The organism is Dickeya sp. Secpp 1600 (assembly GCF_003049805.1).
Taxonomy (GTDB): domain Bacteria; phylum Pseudomonadota; class Gammaproteobacteria; order Enterobacterales; family Enterobacteriaceae; genus Dickeya; species Dickeya fangzhongdai.
In genome coordinates, this window is the sequence record NZ_CP023484.1 from 2,938,359 (window position 1) to 2,949,872 (window position 11,514).

Sequence of the window (11,514 nt, forward strand, 5' to 3'; positions counted from 1 at the left end):
CAGCGCCTGATCCTTCCCGCCATTAACATCAGCGACAGATAAGCATGGCGCTACCGGTTTCAAACCGATTCCTTTGTCCTTTGATTGGACGCCGATAACGATCCACCAATAACTATCCACCGATAACGATCCGCCGGTAACGATCTCTTTTCAGGATAAACCACTGCAGCACAGGCGGTGCCGCCACGTTCGCAAGCACCGCCTAGCGTTGGCGGCTTACCCCTCGATCTGCCCCATCGCCTGCAAAATACGTTTATCGGAAACAGGATAAGGCGTGCCCAGTTGCTGAGCGAAGTAGCTGACGCGCAGTTCTTCGATCATCCAGCGAATGGCTTTCACGTCGTCATCTTCACGCCGTTCCGGCGGCAGCTTGTTCAGCCACTGCTGCCAGGCCTGCTGCACCTGCTCCACTTTTAGCATTTGCGCGCGGTCGCGGTGTACGTCCTGCGCCAGTTTATCCAACCGACGCTCGATGGCCTGCAGATAGCGCAGCACATCCGGCAGCCGCTTCCAGCCGTTGTCAGTGACGAAGCCGCGGAACACCAGCCCGCTCATCTGCGCCTTGATGTCGCTCAAGGCCAGCGCCAGCGCCATATCCACCCGGCCTTTGAGCCGTTTGTTGATCGAGAAGACCGTGGTCAGAATCTGCTCCACCTGCTGGGCGATGTCCACCACCGTGTCATTCAGTTCCGCACGTACCCGCTCATGCAACTGGTGGAACGCGTCTTCCTGCCACACCGGGCCGCCCGCTACCGCCATCAACTTGTCCACGCCGCAGGCGATGCAATCGTCGATCAGCTCCAGTACCTTGCCGTACGGGTTGAAATACAGCCCCAGCTTGGCCTTGTTAGGCAGCTTTTCATGCAGATACTTGATGGGAGAAGGAATGTTGAGCAACAGCAGGCGGCGCTGACCGCGCCACATCATCTGTTGCTGCTGGTGCGGCGAATCAAACAGACGAATCGCCACGCTGTCTTTCTCGTCCACCAGCGCCGGATAGGCTTTTACTGCGTAGCCGCCGCGTTTCTGCTCGTAACGCTCCGGCAAATCGCCAAAACTCCAGATATGCAGATCGCGCTGTTCGATGCCGTCATCCGCCACCGCCGACAGCGTTTGCTGCACCTTCTCCTGCAACTGATCTTTCAGCGCACGCAGATTCTTGCCTTCCCGCAGCGTTCGGCTTTTCTCGTCTATCACCCGGAAGGTCATTTTCAGGTGTTCGTCCACCTGATCCCACTGCCAGGCCTCACGATCGACCGTCACGCCGGTCATCAGCCGCAGCTCGCGCTCCAGCGCCTCCAGCAGCCCTTTCTCCAGCGGCGTCACCCGCGCCAGAAATGCTTCGGCATAGTTGGGCGCCGGCACGAAGTTACGCCGTATCGGTTTTGGCAGCGATTTGATCAGCGCCACCACCACGTCACGGCGCAGCCCCGGGATCTGCCATTCGAATCCGTCCTCTTTGACCTGATTCAGTACCGGCAGCGGGATATGCACGGTGACGCCGTCGGCGTCCGCTCCCGGCTCGAACTGATAGGTGAGCCGCAAACGCAGCTCGCCCTGCTGCCAGTGGTTAGGGTAGTCCAGCGCGCTGACGCGATCCGCCCCGTCTTTGATCAGCATGGTCTTTTCGAAATTCAGCTGATCCGGGTCGGTTTTCGACGCCTGCTTCCACCAGTTGTCGAAATGACGGCTCGACACCACGTCATGAGGAAGGCGCTGGTCGTAGAACGCAAACAGCGTCTCGTCATCCACCAGAATGTCGCGGCGGCGGGACTTGTTCTCCAGTTCTTCCACTTCCAAACGCAGTTTCTGATTGGCGCGGAAAAACGCATGCTGGGTCTGCCAGTCGCCTTCCACCAGCGCATGGCGAATGAACAGCTCGCGCGACACCACCGGGTCGATGGCGCCGTAATTGACCTTGCGGGCCGCCACCAGCGGCAGACCGTACAGCGTGACCTTTTCCTGCGCCATCACCGCGCCCTGCGCTTTCTCCCAGTGCGGCTCGCTGTAGCTGCGTTTGATCAGGTGCTGCGCCAGCGGTTCAACCCATTCCGGTTCGATCCGCGCGGCGATGCGCCCCCACAGGCGGCTGGTTTCCACCAGTTCCGCCACGATGGTCCACTTCGGCGGCTTTTTGAACAGACCGGAACCGGGGAAAATGGCGAAACGGGTGTTGCGCGCGCCGCTGAATTCCTGCTTTTCAACGTCTTTTTGTCCGATGTGGGACAGCAGCCCGGTCAGCAACGCGCCGTGCAGGCTACGGTAATCCGCCGGCTCGCTGTTGACCGGGAAGCCCAGTTCTTTTACCACCTGACGCAATTGGGTGTAGATATCCTGCCATTCCCGCACCCGCAGGTAGTTGAGGTAATCGCTGCGGCACAGTTTGCGAAACTGGCTGGACGACAGCGCTTTCTGCTGCTCTTGCAGGTAATCCCACAGTTTGACGAAGGCCAGAAAATCGGACTCTTTGTCGGCGAAACGACGGTGTTTCTCCTCCGCCGCCTGCTTTTTCTCTATCGGACGCTCGCGCGGGTCCTGAATCGACAACGCGGCGGTGATGATCATCACCTCGCGCACGCAACTGGTCTGGCGCGCTTCCAGCACCATGCGCGCCAGCCGCGGGTCGATGGGCAACTGCGCCAGCTGGCGCCCCTGCGGCGTCAAGCGGTAATGACCGTCGTCGCTGCTCTGAAGCGCGCTCAGTTCTTCCAGCAGCCGCACCCCATCCTGAATGTTGCGCTTATCCGGCGCTTCGACAAATGGAAACGCCGCGATATCGCCCAGCCCCAACGCCGTCATCTGCAAAATGACCGACGCCAGGTTGGTGCGCAAAATCTCCGGGTCGGTAAACGCCGGCCGGGAGAGAAAATCCTGCTCGGAATAGAGCCGGATACAGATGCCCGCCGCCACACGGCCGCAACGTCCTTTACGCTGGTTGGCGGAAGCCTGCGACACCGGCTCGATCGGCAGCCGTTGCACTTTGGTGCGATAGCTGTAGCGGCTGATGCGTGCGGTGCCGGGGTCTATCACGTAACGAATGCCCGGCACCGTCAGCGAGGTTTCCGCCACGTTGGTCGCCAGCACAATGCGCCGTCCGTGGTGAGACTGGAACACCCGGTTCTGTTCCTGATTGGAAAGCCGCGCGTACAGCGGCAAAATCTCGGTATGCGGCAGGTCCTGCTTGCTCAGCGCGTCGGCGGTATCGCGGATTTCCCGCTCGCCGCTCATGAACACCAGAATATCGCCCGGTCCTTCACGACACAGTTCATCCACCGCATCCAGAATCGCCTGCAACTGGTCGCGATCGCTGTCCTGCGCCTCTTCCACCACCGGCCGGTAGCGGACATCCACCGGATACGTCCTTCCGGACACCTCAATAATCGGCGCATTGCCGAAGTGACGTGAAAAACGCTGCGGATCGATGGTGGCGGAGGTGATGATCACCTTGAGGTCCGGCCGTCTGGGCAGCAGTTGCTTGAGGTAACCGAGAATAAAGTCAATGTTGAGGCTGCGTTCGTGCGCTTCATCGATGATCAGCGTGTCGTACTGCATCAGCAGCCGATCCTGCTGAATCTCCGCCAGCAGGATACCATCCGTCATCAGTTTGACCAGCGTGTTGTCGCCGACCTGATCGTTGAATCGCACCTTGTAGCCCACCGTGCTGCCAAGTGGCGTCTCCAGCTCCGCCGCGATGCGGTCCGCCACGCTGCGGGCCGCCAGCCGACGCGGCTGAGTATGACCGATCAGCCCGGTAACGCCGCGTCCCAACTCCAGACACATCTTCGGCAACTGGGTGGTTTTGCCGGAACCGGTTTCCCCGGCGACGATCACCACCTGATGGTCGCGGATAGCGCTGAGGATCGCCTCGCGCTTCTGGCTAACCGGCAAGGCTTCCGGGTAACGTATCGCCGGCAACGACGCCCTGCGCTGCTCCACCCGCAGCCGCGCGGCATCGATTTCCTGGCTGATGTCCTGCGCAATCGAAACCTGTGCCTGCGGATTTCCCACTTTCATCGCGCCTTGCAAACGGCGGCGCAGGCGTTGCCGGTCGCGCAGCATTAGCGCATTAAGCTGAGGTTCTAACGCATGGAGAGGTGATGTCACGGTGCAATTCCTTACTGTCTGATTCCGGGTACGGTTGAACAAGGTCGCTCAACGCTCCGGCGCCCTGCTGGTACTGCGGGCATAACCTGATTGTATTGCAGGCATAAATAGTGCGGCGGGCATGGTATCACATTGACCGCGCAGGCTATACGCCATCAGGCGGGATTCCGCCGCACCGCATCGCGGTTTCGAGGGCATCGTTCAATAAAATCGAACAAAGGTCTCGAAATATTACGCTATCCCACTGACGGCAACGCGCCTATGATGCATTCATTCGGCGACGGTTGTCGCCCTGGCACACATAATAAGGAATTGGCAATGAGCAAAGTACTCGTTCTGAAATCAAGTATTCTGGCTGACTTCTCCCAGTCTAACCAGCTGGCCGATCACTTTACCGCCTCCTGGCAGGCAGCCCACCCCGCCGACACCATCACCGTGCGCGACCTGGCTGCTAAACCGGTACCGGTGTTGGATGGCGAACTGGTTGGCGCGCTGCGTCCTTCCGACAAACCGCTGACGCCGCGTCAGCAGGACGCGCTGGCCCTGTCCGACGAGCTGATTGCCGAACTGCAGGCGCACGACGTCATCGTGCTGGCCGCTCCAATGTACAACTTCAACATCCCGACCCAGTTGAAGAACTATTTCGACTTTATCGCCCGCGCCGGCGTGACATTCCGCTACACCGAGCAGGGTCCGGAAGGTCTGGTGAAAGGTAAACGCGCACTGGTGCTGACCAGCCGCGGCGGCATCCACAAAGACGCGCCGAGCGATCTGCTGACCCCGTACCTGCGTCTGTTCCTGGGCTTCATCGGCATCAGCGACGTGGAATTCGTGTTTGCGGAAGGTTTCGGTTACGGCCCGGATATGGCGCAGAAAGCGCTGCAGGGTGCTAAAGAAGAGCTGTCCCAGCTGGCGTCCGCGTAACAGTTACGCGTTAACTCCCCTCATACTCGCCGCCGTGTTGCCTTGACAGCAACTCCCCGTGTCGCGGTACACGGCGGATTTCAATCTTCCTGTTTTTTATCTTGCATTCTGGCTTTGTCTTGCGCGTCTGTCGGCGCGCTTTTCTTTATTTGATCGCCAAGTCGGTTATCCGACTTCTCCAGCAGTTGCACCGTCTCTTTATCCGTGCGGATGCGAATGTCGTGCTCAATGTGTACATTCATGTTGATGGTGATCGGTTCTTTCGGCGCCGCCACCTCAATGCGCGGGGTGCAGCCGGCCAGCAACACGGCGGCCATCGCGGCACAGGCTGTTTTCATCTCATCCCCCTTCCTCATCGTTAATTACTTTGCGGCATAGTGAGTTATTCCGACGCATCGTTAGTTACTCGGCGGCCTGCTGTTCCAGCGATGCCTTCAGGTTATCGCCAAAGCGCAGGCTGTGCCACAGTTGGAAAATGTTCTCCTGCTGGCGGTAATTCAGCACAATGTCGCGCCGCGACTGGTCATCCATCACGCTGTGGCCACTAATACGCGACACCAGCGTCAATTCGCCGCGCTGGCTAAGATCCAGCGTTACCCAGGAACGCCCGATCTCCATATAGCGCAGCCAGGCCACCGCCGCAGCGTTGGCTACGCTGTTTTGCGCCAGCTTGTCCGCCAGTTGCGGGTCCAGTTTTACGGTCAGCGGGGTGTCATTAGTGAGTTTACCGTCCTGCACCAGCATCGAAGGATGATTAAAATTCAATGGCAACACCCCGCTTACCCGGCCGGACATCGACAATTTTTTCGCCCGCAGCCCGGTAACCAGTTCGCCGAGATCGATACCCTGCAGCCGCAACACCGCGACGTCACGCGCGGGCAGACGCAGCGGCGACAACGACAGATGACCGTCCAGCACGTCCATATCCAACTGCGCCAGCGTCAGCGGGCGGCGTTCGCTGTAGGGATAGGCGCCGTACACCTGCACGCCGATATTCCGTATCGGGAACACGCTATCCAGCCGGTTGATGCGCAATGTCACCGGCCGGGAAATTCCCAGTTGCCAGCGGTGGTTTTCAAACCGGTACGGCAGCACAAAATTGACGCCGCTAACCTCGCCATCCTGTAGCCAGGCGCCGCCATTTTTCACCACCCAATGGCCGCCGGCGCGGAATCCCTGGCCGCGAGCAGCGGAAAACGCGGTCTGCGCGTAAAACTGACCGGTACGCATCGCCAGTTCCCAGCTCGGCGGCAGTAACGTCTGGAACACCCGTAACGGCTGAGGCGCCCACCAACCGTTGCCGCGCAGGCGTTTTCCGTCCCAGCGGCCGTTGAGTTGGATCGGGCCGACCGGATCCGCCTGCAACTGACCGCGCCACTGGAAGTCTTGTGGATTGCGCCCGCGGATATCAACGGTCAGTTCGGTGGCGGGCAGCATGCCGGCGCCCTGAAAAGTCACCTGTTCCGCCGCCAGTCGCAATGCCCCTTGCAGCGAGGCCGCCGCCGGGTCGCGTCGCCAGCGCAACGGTTCGGTCAGCGTCAGCCGCGGCTGGTCAACCGTCACCACGCCGTAACGTAGCTGGTTAAGACCGCTGGATAAGGACGCTATCTCTATCAGTTCATCCTGCCAGCGGCCATGCCCGGCGATGTCCCAGCGCCCCTGCAACGGCGGCAAATCTCCTTCGCCCCAGTAACGCCAGCGCCAGTCGCCGCTATCGGGCCAGAACTGTTGCGCCTTGCCATCCAGATGCAGCCGGAAACGCCCCCAATAGCTATCGCGCACTTTCACAATCGCCTGCAACCGGCCGCTGACGCCCTGCCGGGTGAGCTGGATGCCGGCCAGCGGCCAGCGCGCTTCTTCCAGCGTTACCGTCGGGCGCGGCGAACCCCAGGCCCGTAATAACGACCCGGGCAACAGCGCTACGGTTGGATCCAGCACGGCGCCTTTCACCGTTCCCGGCAACGACGCGAAAATCGATAGATCGGGCAGATTAGCCTGCCCGGTCAGCTGAAAATGGATATCGCTGTCGGTCAGGCCCAGATTGCCGGGCCCCAGCGACAACACCGCGTTGGCGCGACCGTTGTGCCCTTGCGTCAGAACATTAAGCCGCGCCTCCAGCCGTAACGGATCGTGCAAATTCAGCACGTCATACAACGTCAACGCGATGCCGCCTGTCAGCGACTGGCTGGCGTACGGCCAGCGCCAACGACCGTCGTGAATGCGAAGGTTGCCGTCGGTCACCTGCCACGGCAGCGTCAGCAAGGGTTCCGTCATCGACGCCACGCTGACCGTCAGTTCGCCCTGATTGCCATGCCAGCGCAGTGTGGCGCTGGCCGGTTCCGGTAACCACAGCGGCAGTTGCTGCCCCCGCACTTCGCCCTGTTCCGGCAGGCGGTTGAGCGCCGGAGCCAGTTGCATCGCGCCGTTGATCTGCAACGGCGGGCGCTCCGTCGTGGCACGCATCTGACCTTGTTGCAGCGTCAGCTCGGTGCCGTGCAGTTCAGCCTGCACCTGGAGCTGGTCGCTCTGAATTCGGAGTTGCTGACGCAATGCGTCAGTAGAGAGTTGCAGGCTGCCGGCCTGCGCCAGCCAGGGGGTAATGGCGAAACGATGCAGTATAAGCTCGGCTTCCGGCAGCCGCTGTTGCCACTGGGCCAGCAGTGGGGTAGTCATGCCGGAAGAAACCGGCCATTGTTGCAGACAGGCGGCATCCAACGTCAGCGACTCCGCCTCCAGCCGCCAGCGTCCTTCCCGATAGCGAACCAGCAGGCCCGACAGCGTGGCCGGCTGGCACTGCGCCAGACGCAGTTGCACCTCAGGCAGCCAGAATCCGCCTTGCCGCCAGCCCGGCGACGCGTGCAACACGAGGCTGACCCCGACGGGCAAATAGGGCCGCAGCAATACCGGCAACCAGCGCGGCATGGTCCAGCAGGCGGTCGCTACGCCCAGCGCCAGCACGAACGCCAGCGCAACCAGCCAGCCTGCATAGCGCATTAACTTCAGCATGGGTTATGTTTCAGGTTTATTCCGGTCGTCATCACTTTGTCATTCAGTGCGAATAGTTACGGTTTATGAACTAAAAGTCACCATTCAGTTCACATTCCCCCGCAAAATCCGTACATGTCAATTACCTGATTGTGATAAAATTTTTACATAAGCGCAGTATCTGACTACACCACGCGCCGGTTACAGGCTCTGTGACGCCGTGGCGCGAGCGTCAATCCTGCCCGGATTATACATTCATCAATATTGTTGCTTATTAAAACAATACGGACCTGCTTTACCCTTCAATATCGCAAAAAGGGATGCTCCATGCGTAAAAATTATCCAGTCAGTCAACGTCAGTATCCGCTGGATGCCAAGATCAAACTGATGTCGGTGACCACCCCTGATAGCCGCATTACCTACGCCAACGCCGATTTCATCAAAGTCAGCGGCTACGAGCCGGAAGAACTGATGAATCAGCCGCATAATATTATCCGCCATCCTGATATGCCACCTTCCGCCTTCGCGGACATGTGGAATACCCTAAAAGCCGGAAAAATCTGGACCGGCGTGGTCAAGAACCGTCGCAAGAACGGCGACCACTACTGGGTACGCTCCAGCACGACGCCTCTGAAGCGGGACGGCAAGCTGATGGGTTACATGTCGGTACGTACCGCGGCGACGGCGGAGGAAATCAGCCAGGCCGAAGCGCTCTATGCCCAGGTGAATCAGGGCACGTTGAAAAACCGTGCCTTCCATCACGGCCTGCTGGTTTACACCGGCCCGCTGAAATGGCTGAGCCTGTTCAAAACCATGCCGCTGCGCTGGCGCATCCGCAGCTACTTTGGCTTGCTGGGGCTGCTGCCGCTGGCCGTCGCGTTCGCGCTGCTGCCCAAAACGGCGCTGGTCTGGGGGCTGTTTCCGGCATTAATTGCGTTCGCCTGCCTGTTCTGCGAACTGCTGGTACAACACGTCGCCAGACCGGTGGAACAGATTCTGGAACAGGCGATGCGCTCCGCGGCCGGCCAGGCCAATAGCCTGGCCCAACTCAATCGCGCCGATGAAATCGGTATGCTGATGCGCGCCGTCAACCAATCCGGCATGAACTTCCGCACCTTTGTCGATGACGTCAACGCCAACCTGCAGGAGCTGAAAATCGCCTGCAGCGAAATCGCGCAGGGCAATCACATTCTGGCGGAGTGTTGCGAAAAAACCGAAGAGAGCCTGCAGCAAACCGCCGCGTCGGTGGAACAGTTAACCGCCACGATCAAGAGCAATGCCGACGCCTCGCTGCGTGCATCGCAGTACGCGGAAGACGTCAATCAGGTGGTGAATGTGGGCGAACAGGCGGTATCGGAGGTCGCCAATACCATGGAGGCAATCACCAGCGCCAGCGAACGTATCACCGATATCATCAGCGTGCTGGACAATCTGGCGTTCCAGACCAACATTCTGGCGGTCAACGCCGCGGTGGAAGCCGCTCATGCCGGAGAACAGGGCAAGAGCTTCGCGGTGGTAGCCAGCGAAGTACGCTCGCTGGCGCAGCGCAGCGCCGCTTCCGCCAAAGACATCGCCGCGCTTATCGACAACACCTTGTCCAGCATTCGCGCCGGCGATCAGCAGGTTGCGCATACCAACCGCTCGATGAACAACATTCTGGTCAAAGTGCAGGACGTCACCCATCTGATGAACGATATCAGCCAGGCCACCAAGGAGCAGTCGCAGGGATTGCAGCAGATCAACGACGCGGTCAACCGTATCGATGAACTGACCCATCAGAATACGGCGCTGGCCAGCCAGTCCAACTCCGCCACCGGGCACCTACAGCAGCAAATCGCCAGCATGGCGCAGGCGGTTTCGGTATTCGGCGCGTCAAAATAAACGACGTCATCCATTCAGGAGGGGGACTCCCCCTCCTTTATTTCTCCCGCATTGCTCCCGCAGGCTCACCCGTCACAACCTTTTCAAGTTGTTATCATGACAAGGGTAACAGTTTGTCTGTTCATGGTTTTCTGCTAGCTTACTCTGGCTGCCTCCGTCACCACGTATGACGGCGCGGCTGACAATACCCTGTGGAGAAACAATCATGAAGCTGGCGATTTACAGTACCAAACAGTATGACCGCAAATACCTTGAGCAGGTGAATCAGCAGTTCGGGTATGAGCTGGAGTTTTTCGATTTCATGCTTAGTCCGCGCACCGTCAAAATGGCCGCCGGCTGCGATGCCGTCTGCATCTTCGTCAACGACGAAGCCGGACGTGAGGTGCTGACGGAACTGGCGAACACCGGCATCAAAATACTGGCATTGCGCTGCGCCGGTTTTAACAATGTCGATCTGGACGCCGCCCGCGAGCTGGGGATCCAGGTAGTGCGCGTGCCGGCCTACTCGCCGGAGGCGGTGGCGGAACACGCGGTAGGCATGATGATGAGCCTGAACCGTCGCATTCACCGCGCCTATCAGCGCACCCGCGACGCCAATTTCTCGCTGGAAGGGCTGATTGGCTTCAACATGTATCAGCGTACCGCCGGGGTGATAGGCACCGGCAAAATCGGCATCGCCACCCTGCGCATCCTCAAAGGGTTCGGCATGACGCTGCTGGCGCACGACCCTTACCCGAATCCGCAGGCGCTGGAACTGGGCGCGGAGTATGTCGATCTCGATACCCTGTACGCCCGGTCGGACGTCATTTCGCTGCACTGCCCGCTGACGCCGGAGAATCACCACCTGCTCGACCGCGATGCGTTTGCGCGCATGAAAAACGGGGTGATGATCATCAACACCAGCCGCGGCGGGCTGATTGACTCTCAGGCGGCGATCGACGCGCTGAAACAGCAGAAAATCGGTTCGCTGGGCATGGACGTTTATGAAAACGAACGCGATCTGTTCTTTGCCGACAAATCCAACGACGTGATTCAGGACGATGTGTTCCGCCGGCTCTCCGCCTGCCATAACGTGTTGTTCACCGGCCATCAGGCCTTTTTGACGGAAGAGGCGCTGACCAGCATCTCCGAAACCACGTTGCACAACATCAAGCAGCTTAACGAAGGCACAACCTGCCCGAATCTGGTCAATCCCTGATCGTTCAACCGGTGGCGCCATGCCGCCGGTTATCAGCTAACGCGGTTTACCCCGCCGGACAGCTACCGTTCATCAACGCCGCTTCGTCGCAGCGCTTGCCATTAGCCAGCAGACAGGTGCCGATGCTCGCTCCGCTCAGTTGACGCGAAACCCCCATGCGCCCGCCCGCCAGCGTACAGTTCACCTCCGCCGGCGTGCCCTGCCCCTGCCACATCGCGCGCTGCGGCGCTACCGATTCCGGCACCTGCGCCGATTCCGTTTGTCCGCCACTGCAAGCCACCAGCATCAGGGTGGCGCCCGCCACCAGCCATTGCGGCATAGTCATGTTTTGTCGATTCCTGTGTCGTGAATATGAAATGTCGTAAATATGAAAGGTAATCAGCCAATTTTGCCGCCACGCAGCAGAACTCGGCCTAATCCTA

The 11,514-nt window shown here is 59.7% G+C and carries 7 protein-coding genes; 3 read left to right on the forward strand and 4 right to left on the reverse strand.

All coding sequences use genetic code 11. The features are described from left to right. Positions 1–216: 216 nt before the first annotated feature. On the reverse strand, positions 217–4,104 hold the full coding sequence (gene hrpA / locus CPA59_RS13100) for an ATP-dependent RNA helicase HrpA (RefSeq protein ID WP_107759634.1): 3,888 nt from the start codon (positions 4,102–4,104) through the stop codon (positions 217–219). A gap of 318 nt (positions 4,105–4,422) precedes the next feature. Between hrpA and CPA59_RS13105 the strand changes: the two genes are divergently transcribed. Continuing rightward, positions 4,423–5,028 carry an FMN-dependent NADH-azoreductase gene (locus CPA59_RS13105; protein ID WP_038668371.1) on the forward strand — a complete coding sequence of 202 codons (606 nt, stop codon included), beginning with the start codon at positions 4,423–4,425 and terminating at the stop codon, positions 5,026–5,028. An 80-nt stretch (positions 5,029–5,108) separates the two neighbouring features. On the opposite strand, the gene CPA59_RS13110 is transcribed toward CPA59_RS13105, so the two are convergent. After that, a complete protein-coding gene (locus tag CPA59_RS13110; RefSeq protein ID WP_100849684.1) occupies positions 5,109–5,366 on the reverse strand; it encodes a YnbE family lipoprotein in 258 nt (85 codons plus the stop codon). Positions 5,367–5,430: 64 nt separating this feature from the next. After that, the gene (locus CPA59_RS13115) at positions 5,431–8,034 is read right to left on the reverse strand and encodes a YdbH family protein (protein ID WP_107759636.1); all 2,604 of its coding nucleotides are present in this window, start codon (positions 8,032–8,034) and stop codon (positions 5,431–5,433) included. Positions 8,035–8,340: 306 nt separating this feature from the next. Here CPA59_RS13115 and CPA59_RS13120 point away from each other — a divergent pair, with 306 nt between their 5' ends. Together CPA59_RS13120 and CPA59_RS13125 are read left to right on the forward strand one after the other, a co-directional pair. Further along, the gene (locus tag CPA59_RS13120; protein WP_107759638.1) at positions 8,341–9,894 is read left to right on the forward strand and encodes a PAS domain-containing methyl-accepting chemotaxis protein; all 1,554 of its coding nucleotides are present in this window, start codon (positions 8,341–8,343) and stop codon (positions 9,892–9,894) included. A gap of 205 nt (positions 9,895–10,099) precedes the next feature. Continuing rightward, positions 10,100–11,092, forward strand: coding sequence for a 2-hydroxyacid dehydrogenase (locus CPA59_RS13125; protein WP_038919354.1), 993 nt, complete (start codon positions 10,100–10,102; stop codon positions 11,090–11,092). Positions 11,093–11,138: 46 nt separating this feature from the next. Here CPA59_RS13125 and CPA59_RS13130 read toward each other — a convergent pair whose 3' ends face one another. Continuing rightward, positions 11,139–11,417 (reverse strand): DUF333 domain-containing protein, encoded by a 279-nt coding sequence (locus tag CPA59_RS13130; RefSeq protein ID WP_038919355.1) that lies wholly within the window; start codon positions 11,415–11,417, stop codon positions 11,139–11,141. Positions 11,418–11,514: the final 97 nt, after the last annotated feature.